Raw genomic sequence first — 16,034 nt, 5'->3', positions numbered from 1 at the left:
CTTACTTGTCGTTCAGCGAGGCGTAGAAGGCGCGTGCCGCATCCCAGGTGGGAAGCAGGCCGCTGTCCTTCGCCTGCAGGAGGCCGGGGGCGTCGGTGTCCTTGGCGGAGAGCAGGAGGTCGTCCGCCGGCACGGGGAACTCCAGCGCGATGTCGCCGTCGAGCGGGTTGATCCCGTGCTCGCGTCCCGGGCTGTACACGTCGGTCACCAGGTAGCTGACGGTCGCGTCGTCGGTCAGCGCGACGAAGCAGTGGCCGAGGCCCTCCGCGACATAGATGGCGCGGCGGTCGGTGTCGTCGAGCAGCACGGAGTCCCACTGGCCGAACGTCGGCGAGCCGACACGGATGTCGATGACGAAGTCGAGCACGGCGCCGCGCGGCGCCATGACGTACTTGGCCTGGCTCGGCGGGATGTCGGCGAAGTGGACTCCCCTGACCGAGCCGCGGCGCGACACCGACGTGTTGCCCTGCTTGAGGTCGAGGGAATGGCCCACCGCCTCCTCCAACCGGTCGAACCGGTAGAACTCGAAGAACAGGCCGCGGTCGTCCGCGTGCTGCACCGGGGTGATCTCGTAGGCGTCGGGGATCGAAAGTTCTCGGATCTGCACCCGTGGAGTCTACCAATGGGGCCTCACGGTAGACTCGACGCCGGTTCACCGACAGAAAGCAGCCTCTCCGTATGAAGATTCTCGTCACCGGTGGCGCCGGGTTCATCGGCTCCAACTTCGTCCGCCGCACCCTGCAGGACGCCTACCCGGGCCTGGAGGGCGCCGAGGTCGTCGTCCTCGACGCGCTGACCTATTCGGGCAACCTGGCGAACCTCGCCCCGGTCGCCGACTCCCCGCGCTACACCTTCATCAAGGGCGACATCCGCGACGGCGGCCTGCTCGACGAGCTGTTCCCCACCATCGACGCCGTGGTGCACTTCGCCGCCGAGTCGCACGTCGACCGCTCGGTGCGCGACGCGTCGATCTTCGTGGAGACCAACGTCCTCGGCACCCAGCAGCTGCTCGACGCCGCGCTGCGCAACAAGGTCGAGCGCTTCGTGCACGTCTCCACCGACGAGGTCTACGGCTCGATCGCGGAGGGCTCGTGGGCCGAGGACCGCCCGCTGGAGCCGAACTCCCCGTACTCGGCGTCGAAGGCCGGCAGCGACCTCCTCGCCCGCAGCTACTTCCGCACGCACGGCCTCAACCTGTCGATCACGCGCTGCTCGAACAACTACGGCCCGTACCACTTCCCCGAGAAGGTCATCCCGCTTTTCGTCACCAACCTGATCGACGACAAGCACGTCCCGCTGTACGGCGAGGGAAACAACATCCGCGACTGGCTGCACGTCGACGACCACACCCGCGGCATCGCGATGGTGCTCGTGAACGGCCGCGCCGGCGAGATCTACAACATCGGCGGCGGCACCGAGCTCACCAACAAGGAGCTCACCCAGCTGCTGCTCGACGCCACCGGCAGGGACTGGTCGTACGTCGACCGCGTCGCCGACCGGCTCGGTCACGACCTGCGCTACTCCGTCGACATCTCCAAGATCCAGAACGAGCTCGGCTACGAGCCGCTGGTCCCGTTCCAGCAGGGCCTCGCCGATGTCGTGCAGTGGTACCGCGACAACCGCGACTGGTGGGAGCCGCTCAAGGCCCGCGCCGCGCTGGACAACTGATGCGCGTCCTCGTCGCCGGAGCGAACGGACAGCTCGGCCAGGACCTGCAGAAGGCGCTGGCCGCGCACGGGCACGAGATGACGGCCCTCGGCCGCGCCGGGCTCGACGTGACCGACCGTGAGGCGGCCGTCGCCGCGGCAGCCGGCCACGACGCCGTCGTCAACGCGTCCGCCTACACCAAGGTGGACGACGCCGAGACGCACGAGGACGAGGCCTACGCGATCAACGCGCTCGGCACCGAGAACCTGGCCGTCGCCGCCGCGCAGGCCGGCGCCAGGTACGTGACCGTCTCCACCGACTATGTGTTCGACGGCCACGCCACTGAGCCGTATGCGGAGGACACCCCGCGCGACCCGATCAACGCCTACGGCCGCACCAAGGCGGCCGGCGAGGAGCTCGCGCTCGCGGCCCACCCGGACGGCACGTACATCGTGCGCACCGCGTGGCTCTACGGCGCCGGCGGCCCGAACTTCGCCACGACGATGGTGAAGCTCGCCGGCAGCCACGAGACGGTGAGCGTCGTCGCCGACCAGCTCGGCCAGCCGACATGGACGGGCGACCTCGCCGAGCAGATCGTCTCCCTCCTGGAGTCCGACGCCCCCGCCGGGGTCTACCACGGCACGAACTCGGGCGAGGCGAGCTGGTTCGAGTTCGCGAAGGCGGTCTTCAGCGCCGCCGGATTGAACCCTGATAGGGTCACACCGACCGACAGCGCGACGTTCGTGCGACCCGCACCCCGACCGTCCTATTCCGTGCTCGCGCACGGTGCCTGGGCGAAGGCCGGACTGGCGCCGATGCGGTCGTGGGAGGCCGCCCTGGCAGACGCCGCACGGCAGGGAGTCCTGGACCTGGAGACGAATGACGACACTCAGCGTGGTGGTCGATGAGCTCACCTCGGCCGAGACCGGCGGAGCCCGCCGGTACACCGAGGAGCTGACCCGTCAGCTGATCGCCACCGCACCCGCGGGCTGCGAGGTGCGTGCGTACGTGTCCAACGTCCCCGACGAGCAGCTCGCCGAGCTGCGCGCGGCCCTTCCCGGCCTCGCCGATCTGGTGCGGCTGCCGCTCGCCCGCCGCGAGCTCTCGCTCGCGTGGCAGTCCGGCATCGCCGTCGGCGGCGTGCGCGGGATGCTGCACGCGCCGAGCCTCCTCGCTCCGCTGCGCAAGCACGACACCCTGAATGACGGCGACCAGGTCGCCGTGACCATCCACGACGCCCTGGCCTGGACGCATCCCGAGTCGCTCGGCGCCACGTCGGTGATCTGGACGAAGTCGATGGCCAAGCGCGCCCGCAAGCACGCCGACGCGATCGTCGTGCCCACCCACGCGGTGGCGAACAGCCTCGCCGAGTCCCTCGACTTCGGCGACCGCATCCGGGTCATCGGCGGCGCGCCCGCGACGACGCTCCGCCTCCCGGCCGACGCCGACGAGCGCGCCGCCCGGCTCGGCCTGCCGCCGGTCTACGCGTTCACGCTGGGCTCGATCATGCCCCGCAAGGGCATCGCGCCGCTGATCCGCGCCATCGCGCGGCCGGAGGCCCACGAGATCCCGCTGCTCATCGCCGGCCCGGACCGCTACGGCGACGGCACGGCGACCGGCGTCGCCGCCGCGGCCGGCCTGCCGGAGGACCGCGTGCGCGCACTCGGCCGGCTGGACGACGCCGACCTCGCGGTCGTCCTCGACCGGGCCACGCTGTTCGTCTACCCGAGCCTCGCCGAGGGCTTCGGACTGCCGATCGTGGAGGCCTTCAAGTTCGGCCTCCCGGTCATCCACTCCGACGACCCCGCCCTGGTGGAGGTCGCCGCCGGCGCGAGCCTGGTCGTGGAGCGGCCGGCGTCCGCCGAGGACGACGCCGGCTACAGCGAGCGCCTCGCCGGCGCGATCGGCCGCGTGCTCGACGAGGCGGAGCTTCGCAGCCGGCTCGGCGTGCTCGCCTCCGACCGCGCCCGCGCCTTCAGCTGGCGCGACTCCGCCGAGCGCGTCTGGCAGCTGCACGCCGACCTCTGACGCTCGCCCCACGATTCGTGCCGAATGTCGCGAATGCGCGCACCAATCGCGCGATTCGTGACGAATGTGCAACCCGCGATTCGTGCGGAATGTGGCGATAGGGCGCGCGAATCCCGCGATTCGTGCCGAATGTCGCGAGGGTCAGGCGCGGGTGGAGGTGGTGGCGCGCGCCTCCGCGGGCTCCCGCGTCTCCTCCTCTGGCCCGAACCAGGTTCGGTAGCGGGCGGATGCCCACTCGCCGGCGGCCTTCGACCAGCCGTGACTGCGCTTCTCGATCAGCCAGGTGAAACCGACCGCGACCAGCACCGCCAGCGGGAGGGCGAACAGCAGCGGCACGTACCAGGCCTGCCCGGCGAACAGGTACGTGCTGAACAGGATGATCGGCACGTGCACCAGGTACAGGCTGAACGAGATCGCGCCGAGGAACTGCAGGGGACGCGACTCGAACACCACGCGCAGCGGCGTCCAGCCGAGCACGGCGACCACGAGTCCGGCCGCCGCCAGCGGGACGAGCCCCTTCAGCACGTTGTCGAGCTCGGGGATGCTCCCGACGCCGGGGCCGACCAGCCACGGCGCGATGAGCAGCAGCGCGCTGCCGACCGTGAGCCCGGCCCACAGCGGGTGACGGAACCAGCGGGCGTTGATGCGCGCGGCGGCGTCGCGGACGACGTCGAGCCGCACCGCGATGATCGCGCCGACGAAGAACGCCGGGAAGTACTCCAGCTCCCCCGACCCGGCGTGCGCGCCCAGCCAGGTCAGCGCGCAGGCCAGCGCCAGGCCGCCGATCCACCACTTGCGCACGGCGAGCGCCGCGATCGCGAACACCGGCAGCAGCAGCGAGAACGCCAGCTCCCAGCGCAGCGACCACAGCGGGTTGTTGATCTGGCCGTCGCCGCCGAGCAGGTCGATCGCCTTGACGATGTACTCCCACGAGAAGTTCGGAGTCGAGGAGTTGCTGAGCCACGTCCCGCTCGGCTGGGTGCTGATCTGCGGGATGGCGGCGACCCACGCCGCGGCGAGCACGACCGACGCCGCGACAGGCACCATGAGCCGCACCACGCGACGCGGGAAGTACGCGACCCAGTCGAAGCCGCGCCGGCGCACCACGGGCAGCGTCACCACCAGCCCGGACAGCACGAAGAACACGATCACCGACTCCACGCCGGCGGAGGCCAGCTTGAGCGGCGTGTAGCTGATCCACCACATGAAGGAGCCGACGGGGGCGTGGCCGCCGCCCGGCGCGCCGGGGAACTCGGGGTTGGTGTAGAGCGCGTGGTGGAAGACGACCACGACCGCCGCAAGGCCGCGGAGCCCATCCAGGGCCGTCAGGCGTGCAGTGTTCTTCGTCAGCGTCTTCTCGTCCACACACCACCTGTACCCGTCATAGGCGGGCGACGGTACCGGCGGGCGCTGGGTGGTTCCTGTGACCTGTTCAGGGGCCACCTGGGAGGGCGGCTCAGTGCCCGGACGGTGCGGGCGTGGCGGTCGAGGGCGTCAGCGCCGTCTTCACGAGCTGGTGGATCTGCGTGTAGTCCGGCTTCGTCGGGTCGATCGCAGGAGGCACGAGCTCCAGCTTGTCGACCGGCTGCGCGCGCGTCTTCATGCCGAGGTCGACGAAGTAGCCGAGCATCGACTGCGGGATGTCGGTCTTCATCACCTGCGCGCCGGCGTGGGCGATGTCCTGGAACTTGGTGACGACGTTGAGCGGATTGAACTGCTTGAGGATCGCGTCCTGCAGCTGCCGCTGGCGCGCCATCCGGTCGTAGTCGCTCGTGCCGTGCCGTGCCCGCGCGTACCACTGGGCGTGGTAGCCGTCCATGTGGTGCTGGCCGGGCTGGATCCACTCCACGACGCCGTTGAGGTTCTCGTCGCCGCCGATCGGCACCTTCTCCGTCACGGTGATGTCGACCCCGCCGAGCGCGTCGATCAGGTCGGCGAAGCCCTGCATGTCGATGAGCACGTAGTACTGGATGGTCAGCCCGGTCGCGCCCTCCAGCGCGTCGCGCATCGCCTCGATCCCCGGATCGCTCTGCTGCTTCTTCGCGTTCGGGTACAGGTCCGGCTTGTAGAGCTCGACCTCGGTGTAGATGGAGTTGAGCTGGCAGACGTCGACGTCGCACTTGTCGTGGTAGCCGTAGCCGTCCGGGTAGACGGTCCGCATCGGCGACGTCGCGGAGAACGGCACGGGGTTGAGGTCGCGCGGCAGGCCGATCGTGACGGCCTTGCCCGTGCTCGCGTCGATGCTGACGATGGACATGCTGTCCGGGCGCAGCCCCTGCCGGTCGGGTCCGGCGTCGCCGCCGAGCAGCATGATGTTGTAGCGGCCGTCCACCGGCGCGACGGGGGCGCTGTCGGCGAAGATGTCGCCGAGCGCGCCGCGCGCCGAGCCCGCGACCGCGGAGCCGTAGGCCGCGGTGCCGGCCAGCCCGACCAGCACCAGCACGGAGAACGCCGCGATCCAGCCGCGCATCCTCGCCCGCGCCTTGACCAGCCGGACGAGCCGCAGGGTGTCGAGGGTGAGCACCACCCACAGCACGGCGTACGCGATGAGCAGGATCTGGACGACGGTGAGACTCGCCGCCTGGGTCGCGAACGTGTACAGCGACGACGGCGACGCGATCGCCAGGATCAGCGCCACGAGCCCGAGCAGCCACAGCGTCAGGGTCGCGTAGATCCCCACGCGCCCGAGGGCGCGGTTGCCCGCGACGAGCTGGGGCGTGCCTGGCAGCAGGATGTTGAGGCCGACCAGCCACCATCCGCGCGCGGTCATCTCCCCCGGCGACGAGGCGTCGGGGTTCCGCAGCGGGGTCCGCGAGCTCATAGCCGCGACTGCAGCGCCCGGTTCTTCTCCTCCACGCTCGCCTCGAGGTCGGCGGCGAAGCGCGCAAGAGCGGCAGACAGCTCGGGGTCGGAGGTGGCGAGGATCTTGACGGCCAGCAGCCCGGCGTTGCGGGCGCCGCCGATGGAGACGGTCGCGACGGGGACGCCCGCGGGCATCTGCACGATCGACAGCAGCGAGTCGAGCCCGTCCAGACGCGCGAGCGGAACCGGCACGCCGACGACGGGGAGGGTGGTGACGGCCGCGATCATCCCGGGCAGGTGCGCGGCCCCGCCGGCTCCGGCGATGATGACGCGCACGCCGCGGCCGGCCGCCTCCTTGCCGAAGGCGATCATCTTCTCGGGAGTGCGGTGCGCGGAGACGACCTCGACCTCGTGCGCCACACCGAACTCGGTGAGCACCTTCGAGGCCTCCTCCATCACGGACCAGTCCGAGTCGGAGCCCATGATCACGGACACGACGGGCTGAGACTGTGCGGGCATGCGACCCAGGATAGGGGCGGGGTGCGGGGCGGGCAGGTAAGGCGCGCGGGCCTCCCTCGAGGAGGCCGTTCGATACTTGACATGTCTGTTGCTACATTTAAGCAATCGCGATGACGCGATGGAATGGAGCAAGGCTATGAACAAGTTCGGAACGGAGCACGGCGCTGGACCCGGCCGAGTTCGCGGACCAGTTCAGCGCGATGGAGCTCGTCTGTCCCGGAGCGGAATCCCTCATCGCCTCGGTCATCGACGCGCTCGGTTCGAACCCTTCACCCACGGACATCGAAACACGGATAACGGAGGCAGCACCCATGATCTCGTCCTATTGCCGGGGCCAAGCCGAACATGCGGCGTCGTGAGCCTCCGACGCCGTTCGACGCGGATCGGACTGACGGGTGCTGCGATCGCGGTCATCGGCATCATGCTCGCCTTCGTCGGCGACAGCGTGACCGCCGCTGCTCCTCCGGACCAGGCCAGCGCGCTGATCATGCTGCTCTGGCCGCTCACCAAGGTCTGGCTGAGTTTCGGGATGCCCCTCGCCGCCGGTCTGATCTGCGTGGCCGTGGCTCTAGCGCCCCGAGACCGGCAGGCTCACCCTTCGAAGAAGGCCGCCGCCGCCCGCGCCCGGTAGACGACGTCGTCCAGGTCGTCGCCGCCCACGGTGACGTGCCCGACCTTGCGGCCCGGCCGCGGGGCCTTGCCGTAGCCGTGGAACTTCGCCTCGGGGTGCGCCGCCAGCGCCGCGGGGTAGCGGTCCTGCAGCGTGCCCTCGGCGGGGCCGCCCAGGATGTTGACCATCACCGACCACTCCTCGCGCGGCGCGGTCGAGCCGAGCGGGAGGTCGAGGACCGCGCGCAGGTGCTGCTCGAACTGGCCCGTGACCGCGCCCTCGATCGACCAGTGGCCGCTGTTGTGCGGGCGCATGGCCAGCTCGTTGATCAATACCCGGCCGTCGGTCGTCTCGAACATCTCCACCGCGAGCACCCCGGTGACGCCGAGACCCTCGGCGACGTCGCGGGCGATCTCGGCGGAGACCTGCGCCAGGCGGCCGACCGAGCCGGGCGCGGGAGCGATCACCTCGGCGCAGACGCCGTCGCGCTGCACCGTCTCCACGACCGGCCAGGCGGCGATCTCGCCCGACGGGCGACGCGCGACCAGCTGCGCCAGCTCGCGGCGGAAGTCCACCAGCTCCTCGACCAGTAGCGCGCCGCCGCGACCGTCCTCGGCGAGCGCGAGGAACCAGTCGTCCGCGCCGGAGGCCTCCGACACCACGCGCACGCCCTTGCCGTCGTAGCCGCCGCGCGCCGTCTTCACGACCGCACGGCCGCCGTGGTCGGCGAGGAACGCACTGAGTTCGTCGGCGGACTCCACCGCGGCCCAGTCCGGCACCGGGAGGCCCAGCTCGCTGAGCTTGGCGCGCATCTGCAGCTTGTCCTGCGCGTAGAGCAGCGCGTCGGGGCCGGGGTGCACCGGGATGCCGCGGCCGACCAGCTCACGCAGGATCGCCGGAGGCACGTGCTCGTGGTCGAAGGTCACGACGTCGACCGTCTCGGCGAACGCGAGCACCGTGTCGAGGTCGCGGTAGTCGCCCACCCCGGTCGCCGCCAGGTCGGCGCTCATCCCCTCGGCCTCCTCCAGCACGCGGATGTCGATGCCGAGCTCCACCGCGGGAGGGATCATCATCCGGGCCAGCTGTCCGCCGCCGATCACACCGACCTTGTTCCTGGCCATCTCCGATGTCTCTCCTCGATACTCTTCACACGGTGCGCGGGCAACTCCCAGATACCGGACACCCGGGCCGCGTAATGTGGCGAACGCACTTCCTATCTTCCCGCATAGCCAGGCTGGAGCATGACGACCGAGACGACCACAGCGCACCGCACGGCGCGCTTCCTCCCGCAGCTGATCAAGTTCGGCGCGGTAGGCGCCGTCGGCTTCGGCGTCAACCTCGTCGTGTTCAACGTGATGCTGCTGATCGTGCTGCGCAACGTTGAGCACCGGACGATCTACGCGACGATCATCGCGACGGTCATCGCCATCCTGACGAACTGGATCGGCAACCGCTACTGGGCGTTCTCCGGCCAGCGTCAGGACAACGCCGCACGCGAGGGCGTCGAGTTCTTCGCGGTCAGCCTCGTCACCGGCACCGGCATCCCGCTGCTCTGCGTATGGGTGTCGCACTACCTGCTCGGCATGGTGGGCCCTGTCGCCGACAACATCTCGGCGAACGTCGTCGGCCTCGCGGTCGGGATGCTGTTCCGCTTCGCGCTCTACCGCTGGTGGGTGTTCTCCCCGGCCCGTGCCGCACGCGTGAGCGCGAAGGCCGAGAAGACGACCACGACCGTCGTCTCCGCGCCGGAGCCGGCCAACACGACGGGCTCGACGCTAGCGCGTACCCCAGACAGTGGTCTCGTCGGAGACTGACTCCGACTGCTGGCGGCGCACCGCGACGACCGTCTGCGTGCGCTCCATCAGCTCGCTCAGCGCGCGCTGCACCTGATCGGCCTTCGGCACGTCCCGCAGCACCACGGGGTGGTCCAGCCCGGAGTTGATGCGCACATCGCCCGAGCGGAACATGCTCTGCAGCCAGGTGCGCCGCACCGCGACGTCGTAGCCGCGGCTGTGCAGCAGCTCCTGGCGCACCCGCACGAAGAAGCCGTGCCGGATGATGAGCCGGCGCGTCGTGATCGTGTACCGCCGGCTCAGCCAGACGGCGAGCGGGAGCAGGAACAGCAGGAGGACGACGGCGGCCGCCGCGCTCCACAGCAGCACGACCTCCCACACCTCGGAGATCCGTCCGGCGAAGAAGCCGACGCCGCCGGCCGCGGCGATCAGGGCGAGGCTCGGCCAGAACATCGCGCGCGCGTTCGACCTCAGGCGGGCGATGACCCGCTCGGGAGGTGGCGCGGGCGTACCCTCCGGCGTGTTGCTCATGTATCCCATTAATACCGCAGGTGCGTCACGTCGCCCGCCGCCACCGCCGTCGGACCGTCATCCGAGTCCACGATCAGCCGGCCGGACTCGTCGATCGACGTCGCGGTGCCGAGCAGCACCTCGCCGCCGGGGAGCTCGACCCGCACCGAGCGGCCGATGGTGTGGCAGGCCTCCACGACCTCGTCGCGCAGTGCGCTGCGCACCGGGTCGCCGCCCGCGGCCACGAACTCGCGGTAGAGCACGCTGAGCTGCGTGAGGTACGCGGCCAGCACGGCGTCAGGGTCGACGTCCTTCGCCCCGGCCAGGGCGAGCGAGGTGGAGGTCGGGGTCGGCAGCTCGTCGCGCTCCAGCGTCAGGTTCACGCCGGCGCCCACGATCACACCGTCCATGCCCGGCAGCAGCTCCGACAGGATGCCGCACACCTTGGCCTCGTCGATCAGCACGTCGTTCGGCCACTTGACCGCGACCTCCCTGCTGGTGAAGCCCGAGAGCGCGCGGCTCATCGCGACCCCGGCGAGCAGTGGGAACCAGCCGAGCGCCTCCGGGGCGAGGCCCTCCGGGCGCAGCAGCACCGAGATGGCCAGCGCCTTGCCAGGAGGCGACACCCAGACCCGGCCGAGCCGGCCGCGGCCTCCCGTCTGGTTGTCGGTGACCACGACGGCCAGGTCGGGCAGATCGCCCGCGCGCGCCTGCAGCACGTCGTTGGTGGACGCCGCCTCCGGCAGCACCTCGAGGACGGGGACCACAGCCCGGCTGCGACGGAAGCTCATTGCTCAATTCTGCCAGCGAACGGCCTCGGATTTGTAGGAATCCGTAGACGGCATCGCTCTTCGGCTGGCAGGTAGAGTGAACGGCGTGACCGACACCGAAGCACGTCAGACCCCCGATCCCTTCACGACCGCCGGCAAGCTCGCCGACCTCAAGGAGCGGTTCCACGAGGCCGTGACCGCGAGCGGCGAGGCCGCGATTGAGAAGCAGCACGCGAAGGGCAAGCTGACCGCACGCGAGCGCATCGACCTGCTGCTCGACCACGGATCCTTCGTGGAGTTCGACGAGTTCGTCCGCCACCGCACCCACGCGTTCGGCATGGAGGCCAAGCGGCCCTACGGCGACGCGGTGGTCACCGGCGTCGGCACCATCCACGGCCGCAACGTCGCGGTCTTCAGCCAGGACTTCACCATCTTCGGCGGCAGCCTCGGCGAGGTCGCCGGCGAGAAGATCATCAAGGTCATGGACCACGCGCTCAAGACCGGTGTGCCGATGATCGGCATCCTCGACTCCGGCGGCGCGCGCATCCAGGAGGGCGTCGTCGCGCTCGGCAAGTACGGCGAGATCTTCCGCCGCAACACCGCCGCCTCCGGCGTCATCCCGCAGATCTCCATCGTGATGGGCCCGGCGGCCGGTGGCGCGGTGTACTCCCCGGCCCTCACCGACTTCGTGATCATGGTCGACAAGTCGAGCCACATGTTCGTCACCGGCCCCGACGTGATCAAGACCGTCACCGGCGAGGACGTCGGCTTCGAGGAGCTGGGCGGCGCGCTCACCCACAACAAGATCTCCGGCGTCTCGCACTACCTCGCCAGCGACGAGGAGGACGCGCTCGACTACGCGCGCGCCCTGCTCAGCTACCTGCCGCAGAACAACCTGGCCGAGCTGCCGGTGTTCGAGGCGGAGCCCGAGCTGGAGATCACGGACGCCGACCGCCGGCTCGACACGATCATCCCGGACTCCCCCAACCAGCCGTACGACGTGACCACGATCATCGAGGGGATCGTCGACGACGGCGAGTTCCTGGAGATCCAGCCGCTGTTCGCCCCGAACATCGTGATCGGCTTCGCCCGCGTGGAGGGCCGCTCGGTCGGCATCGTCGCCAACCAGCCCAGCGCGATGGCGGGCACGCTCAACATCGACGCGGGCGAGAAGGCGTCGCGCTTCGTGCGGTTCTGCGACGCGTTCAGCATCCCGATCCTCACCCTGGTCGATGTGCCCGGCTACCTGCCCGGCACCGACCAGGAGTGGACCGGCGTCATCCGGCGCGGCGCGAAGCTGCTGTACGCGTATGCGGAGGCCACCGTGCCGCTGGTGACGATCATCACCCGCAAGGCCTACGGCGGCGCGTACATCGTCATGGGCTCCAAGCAGCTCGGCGCCGACATGAACCTCGCCTGGCCGACGGCCGAGATCGCGGTCATGGGCGGCCAGGGCGCGGTCAACATCCTGTACCGCGGCGAGATCAAGCGCGCGGAGGAGGCCGGCGAGGACGTCGCCGCCGTGCGCGCCCGCCTGGCCAGCGAGTACACCTACAACGTCGCCAGCCCGTTCCTCGCGGCCGAGCGCGGCGAGCTGGACGGCGTGATCCAGCCGTCCGCCACGCGGATCTCGGTCATCAAGGCGCTGCGGGCGCTGCGCACCAAGCGGGCGTCGCTGCCGGCGAAGAAGCACGGGAACATCCCGCTGTGACCGGGAGGCACCAGGCGCCGGACGGCCCGTCCCCGCTCGACCCGTCGCAGCTGCGATTCCTCACCACGGGCGTGACCCCCGAGGAGATCGCGGCCGTCACCGCCGTGCTCGCGACGGCTGCGGCGGAAGCCGCTGCCGCGGCACGGGACGCCCGGCCGGAGCACGGCCCCGACGGCTGGCAGCGCACGCAGCGCGGCCTCCGGAAACCGCTCACGCCCGGTCCCGGCGTGTGGCGGTCCTTCTCGGGCTGAAGCTGCGCCTGATCCCCCGGGCGCGCGTACCCCGAAACCGGTTTTGTACCCCGACCGGGATGTCCCCCACATGCGGGACAGGCGGCAATCCGCCACGCGGGTTCGGCGGCACCCCGGAAAGTGTCCCCCTGGGGTCCCCCAAAATGACGACTATGTATTTATCGGCCGGGGCGACAATATTGTTATTGCTAGGTGTCTCTCCTCGTGAGTTACACCGCCAATCACTCGCCGACTAGGGTAAGCGGGCGAGTGCTTTGGGGGCGAGTCAGGACGATATTCGGGTTGTCGTCCTGACTCGGGGTTTGAAAAGGGGCCGACAAATTCGGGTGTCGGCCCCTTTCCCCTTTTAACAGCCACCGAAGGGCACGTTGTTGTCACTTCTGGGCGCCAGAAGTGACAACAACGTGCCCCTCGATGAACGGGTAGGCGCGGGTCAGGGGGTGGCGACGGCGAGGGGGCGGGGGATCTCCAGCCAGAGGTCGACCTCGTCGTCCTCCGAGTCAGCGCCCAGGGCGTTGGCGGCGCCGTCGTCGGACATCCGCAGGCCCACCACCGTCACGGCGGTCTTGGACGACCGCGGCACCGTCCGCACGATCAGCTTGTCCGTCGTCGTGCCGCGGATGGCGTCCGCGAGCCGGCGCAGCACGGCCTCCAGCCCGGACTGGTCCAGGTCGTCGATGCCGCCCTCGTCGAGCAGGCTCACGACCACGCCGCGCCGGCGGGCGTCCATGACCTCCCGGCGCACATCGTCGTTGAGGAGGCGGCGGCCGCGGATCTCGTCGCGGATGGCGCCCTCCAGGTAGCGGCACTCGCGCCGCTCGGCCTCGGTGAGGTCGCCGCCGCGGCGCACGATCTCGGCGAGCATCGGAGCGGCCACACGGTAGGTCTGCCGCAGCCGGAGCTGACGCTCCATGACGTGCGCCTCCTGCGCGGCCTGCCACTCGGTCGCCTCCCGCTCGGCCCGGGCGAACTGAAGGGCGTCGCGGCCGGCCTTGGCGAGCGAGCCGGAGATCACGACGGCGACGCCGACCCAGACGACCGAGCCGATGACGCCCAGCCCGGCGAGCGCGCCGGGTCCGGCCCAGACCACCGTCTGCACGGCCAGGAAGCCGACGCCGACCCACGCCACGAACTGCTGGCGGCGCACGGCCGCGATCGTCATCAGCGTGCCCACCGCCGCCACGTACCAGGTCGCGTAGCCGTTGTCCTTCGCCGGGTTCAGCTCGCTGGTGACCAGGATCGGGATGACCACGCACACGGCGAGGTCGAACGACGCGAGCCACAGCGGCATCTTGGTCGGGCTGGTCGGCCACAGGCTCATCACGGTCGCGACCGCGTACAGCGCCATCGCGACGACCGCGGGGCCCGGTGAGCCCGGGATCGACAGCGACGACAGCCCGAGGAACAGGTGGTAGGCCGAGAAGAGCGCGCCCAGGCCGAGGAACAGCACGCGGTTGAGGGTGATCATCCGGCGGCCTCCTGCTCGCGCTCCACGACCGAGCCGCGCTCGCCCGCAGGCCAGACGATGCTGACCGTCGTGCCCTCGCCCGGCGCCGAGACGACGTTCGCGCGGCCGCCGACCTTCGCCAGCCGCTCGCGGATGCTCACCCGCAGGCCCAGCCGCTCGGCGGGGACCTCTGCGGCGTCGAAACCGCGGCCGTCGTCGGTCACCGTCACGCTCACCGCCGCGCCGTGCTCGCCGCCGCGGACGACGACGCTGCGCCGCACCTCGTCGCCGCCGGCGTGCTGCATGCTGTTGACCATCGCCTGCACGGCCGCCGAGTACACGGCCTCCGCGACGTTGACCGGGAGGGTGTGCAGCTCGTCGTGGTCGCGCGCGTCCACCTCGAACGGCGACGAGAACGCCCGCGCGGCCGTCACCAGCCGGTCGGAGAGCTGCTCGACGCCGACCTGCGTCTGGTCCTCCGGACCGGACGCCTCCGCGGCGTGCAGGTGGCCGATCGCGTCGGCGGCCATCCGCGCCGCGAGATCCTTCTGCTCCTGCGTGCGGGCGCTCGCGGCCGACAGCAGGGTGGTGAGCACGCTGTCGTGCACGATCGCGTCGACCTGGACGCGCTCCACCTCGGTCGCGTGCTGGCGCACCGCGTTGCCGTACTTGGCGAGCGCCTGGCTCTGCGCGACGTCAACGGCGGTCGCCGCCTGCCGCATCATCGCGATGATGGCGAGGATGACGCCGCCGAGGATGATCGCGTAGACCGCGTCCAGGCCGGCCAGTTCCGCGCCGACTCCCCCGCCCGCGGGCAGCGCGCGGACGACGCCGTACGCGAGCGGCGTGATGATCGTGTAGGCGATGGCCAGCCACAGCGGGTAGGCGACGGCGGCGAACGCGGTGAAGACCGAGCAGAGGAACCAGACCCACGGCTTGTCCGACGTGAACGCCTTCGGGTCGGCCGCCAGCAGCGGCCAGGTGACGATCGCGGCGAAGTACACGACCGACAGCACGCCCATCGTGACCTTCACGACGCGCTGCGCGAAGATCGCCAGCAGCACCGTCAGCGCGAGGCCGCCGAAGACCACCACCAGGACGATGAGGCCCCACGGACTGCGCAGGGCGCCGAGCTGCCCGAGCGCCGTGGGGAAGGTCTGCAGCCCGAAGACGAGGCCGAACGCCGACACGGTGCGGTCGGAGATCCGTTCGATCCTGGCTCTGCTGAGCGGGTTGCGCGGCTTGGCCGACTCGCGGGGTGCTCCGGCGGCAGAGCGCGGAACGCTAGGCGCGCTCATTGCCCGTGTCGGGGTCGAGCCCGGGCAGGATGCCGTCCTCGACTGCGCGACGCAGGAGGTCCACCTTCGTCGGGGCCGGACGGCCGACTTCCACGTACTTCACGCGGATGCGGTCGAGGTACTCGCGCGCCGTCGAGTTGGCGATGCCGAGCTGGGCGGCGACCGCCTTGAGCGGCAGGCCGGACGCGTAGAGGTGGAGCACGTCGCGCTCCCGGCGGCCGAGCTGGGCCTTGGCGAAGTCGCTGTCGGCGTCGATCGCGGTGGCCCACTCCAGGTTGTTGAGCACGTCGCCGCGCGCGACCGTCTCGATCGCGTTCATGACGGTCGTCGTCGGCGAGGACTTGGGGATGACGCCTGCGGCGCCAGCGGCGAGCGCCTCGCGCACGCTCGCGACCCGGTCGGCGATGCTGTGGACGAGCACGGCGGCGCCGGTCGCCTGCGCGCCCTTGACGTTGTCGGTCACCTTGGAGCCGTCGCCGAGCGACAGGTCGAGGACGACGACATCGCACTCCTGCGTGCCGAGCTGCTGCACGAAGTCGTCGACCGTCGCCGCGGTGACCACGACTTCGTAGCCCGCGTCCTGACAGGCCGCTTTGAGCCCGAGCCGCACGGACTCGTGATCGTCGACGATTGCCACTCGCACCATGC

The 16,034-nt window shown here is 70.6% G+C and carries 17 protein-coding genes; 7 read left to right on the top strand and 10 right to left on the bottom strand.

Features of this window, described 5'->3' with window-relative positions; genetic code table 11:
- Position 1 precedes the first annotated feature (1 nt).
- Positions 2-607, bottom strand: a complete 606-nt coding sequence (locus ABH923_RS16850) for a dTDP-4-dehydrorhamnose 3,5-epimerase family protein (RefSeq protein WP_370056544.1) — start codon at positions 605-607, stop codon at positions 2-4.
- Positions 608-678: 71 nt separating this feature from the next.
- Between ABH923_RS16850 and rfbB the strand changes: the two genes are divergently transcribed.
- From rfbB to ABH923_RS16835, 3 genes are read left to right on the top strand one after another with little or no spacing between them, the layout of a single operon-like run.
- A complete protein-coding gene (rfbB, locus tag ABH923_RS16845) occupies positions 679-1,668 on the top strand; it encodes a dTDP-glucose 4,6-dehydratase (protein WP_370056543.1) in 990 nt (329 codons plus the stop codon).
- Positions 1,668-2,555: a dTDP-4-dehydrorhamnose reductase gene (gene rfbD, locus ABH923_RS16840; RefSeq protein WP_370056542.1), complete on the top strand. Its 888-nt coding sequence runs from the start codon at positions 1,668-1,670 to the stop codon at positions 2,553-2,555. Before rfbB ends, rfbD begins: the two co-directional genes overlap by 1 nt.
- Complete coding sequence (locus ABH923_RS16835) at positions 2,527-3,675, top strand: glycosyltransferase family 4 protein (RefSeq protein ID WP_370056541.1); 1,149 nt, start codon at positions 2,527-2,529, stop codon at positions 3,673-3,675. The genes rfbD and ABH923_RS16835 overlap by 29 nt, the downstream gene beginning before the upstream one ends.
- 141 nt (positions 3,676-3,816) lie before the next feature.
- Here ABH923_RS16835 and ABH923_RS16830 read toward each other — a convergent pair whose 3' ends face one another.
- From ABH923_RS16830 to purE, 3 genes are all read right to left on the bottom strand, one after another.
- Positions 3,817-5,040, bottom strand: coding sequence for an acyltransferase family protein (locus ABH923_RS16830; RefSeq protein ID WP_370056540.1), 1,224 nt, complete (start codon positions 5,038-5,040; stop codon positions 3,817-3,819).
- A 91-nt stretch (positions 5,041-5,131) separates the two neighbouring features.
- Positions 5,132-6,496, bottom strand: coding sequence for an LCP family protein (locus tag ABH923_RS16825; RefSeq protein WP_370056539.1), 1,365 nt, complete (start codon positions 6,494-6,496; stop codon positions 5,132-5,134).
- Complete coding sequence (gene purE, locus ABH923_RS16820; protein WP_345836766.1) at positions 6,493-6,996, bottom strand: 5-(carboxyamino)imidazole ribonucleotide mutase; 504 nt, start codon at positions 6,994-6,996, stop codon at positions 6,493-6,495. The genes ABH923_RS16825 and purE overlap by 4 nt, the downstream gene beginning before the upstream one ends.
- Before the next feature lie 355 nt (positions 6,997-7,351).
- On the opposite strand from purE, the gene ABH923_RS16815 reads away from it, so the two are divergent.
- Complete coding sequence (locus ABH923_RS16815; protein WP_370056538.1) at positions 7,352-7,627, top strand: hypothetical protein; 276 nt, start codon at positions 7,352-7,354, stop codon at positions 7,625-7,627.
- On the opposite strand, the gene ABH923_RS16810 is transcribed toward ABH923_RS16815, so the two are convergent.
- The gene (locus ABH923_RS16810; RefSeq protein WP_370056537.1) at positions 7,588-8,727 is read right to left on the bottom strand and encodes a 5-(carboxyamino)imidazole ribonucleotide synthase; all 1,140 of its coding nucleotides are present in this window, start codon (positions 8,725-8,727) and stop codon (positions 7,588-7,590) included. The genes ABH923_RS16815 and ABH923_RS16810 overlap by 40 nt on opposite strands.
- A gap of 120 nt (positions 8,728-8,847) precedes the next feature.
- On the opposite strand from ABH923_RS16810, the gene ABH923_RS16805 reads away from it, so the two are divergent.
- Positions 8,848-9,420: a GtrA family protein gene (locus ABH923_RS16805; RefSeq protein WP_370056536.1), complete on the top strand. Its 573-nt coding sequence runs from the start codon at positions 8,848-8,850 to the stop codon at positions 9,418-9,420.
- Here the strand turns inward: ABH923_RS16805 and ABH923_RS16800 are convergent.
- Positions 9,382-9,930 carry a PH domain-containing protein gene (locus ABH923_RS16800; protein ID WP_370056535.1) on the bottom strand — a complete coding sequence of 183 codons (549 nt, stop codon included), beginning with the start codon at positions 9,928-9,930 and terminating at the stop codon, positions 9,382-9,384. The genes ABH923_RS16805 and ABH923_RS16800 overlap by 39 nt on opposite strands.
- An 8-nt stretch (positions 9,931-9,938) precedes the next feature.
- A complete protein-coding gene (locus ABH923_RS16795; protein WP_370056534.1) occupies positions 9,939-10,700 on the bottom strand; it encodes a biotin--[acetyl-CoA-carboxylase] ligase in 762 nt (253 codons plus the stop codon).
- A 76-nt stretch (positions 10,701-10,776) separates the two neighbouring features.
- Here ABH923_RS16795 and ABH923_RS16790 point away from each other — a divergent pair, with 76 nt between their 5' ends.
- Entirely contained in the window at positions 10,777-12,390 is a 1,614-nt protein-coding gene (locus ABH923_RS16790; protein ID WP_370056533.1) for an acyl-CoA carboxylase subunit beta, read from the top strand.
- Positions 12,387-12,641 (top strand): acyl-CoA carboxylase epsilon subunit, encoded by a 255-nt coding sequence (locus ABH923_RS16785; protein ID WP_370056532.1) that lies wholly within the window; start codon positions 12,387-12,389, stop codon positions 12,639-12,641. Before ABH923_RS16790 ends, ABH923_RS16785 begins: the two co-directional genes overlap by 4 nt.
- Positions 12,642-13,074: 433 nt before the next feature.
- Here the strand turns inward: ABH923_RS16785 and ABH923_RS16780 are convergent, their stop codons facing one another.
- Genes ABH923_RS16780 through ABH923_RS16770 form a run of 3 tightly spaced genes read right to left on the bottom strand, consistent with a single transcriptional unit; the run spans position 13,075 to position 16,032 of the window.
- Entirely contained in the window at positions 13,075-14,109 is a 1,035-nt protein-coding gene (locus tag ABH923_RS16780) for a hypothetical protein (RefSeq protein WP_370056531.1), read from the bottom strand.
- Entirely contained in the window at positions 14,106-15,386 is a 1,281-nt protein-coding gene (locus ABH923_RS16775) for an ATP-binding protein (RefSeq protein ID WP_370056530.1), read from the bottom strand. The genes ABH923_RS16780 and ABH923_RS16775 overlap by 4 nt, the downstream gene beginning before the upstream one ends.
- On the bottom strand, positions 15,373-16,032 hold the full coding sequence (locus tag ABH923_RS16770; protein ID WP_370056528.1) for a response regulator: 660 nt from the start codon (positions 16,030-16,032) through the stop codon (positions 15,373-15,375). Before ABH923_RS16770 ends, ABH923_RS16775 begins: the two co-directional genes overlap by 14 nt.
- Positions 16,033-16,034: the final 2 nt, after the last annotated feature.

The sequence above is a fragment of the Leifsonia sp. EB41 genome, from assembly GCF_041262565.1.
Classification (GTDB): domain Bacteria; phylum Actinomycetota; class Actinomycetes; order Actinomycetales; family Microbacteriaceae; genus Leifsonia.
Note: the sequence above shows the minus strand (reverse complement) of the source record. Positions and strands in the feature narration are given on the sequence as shown.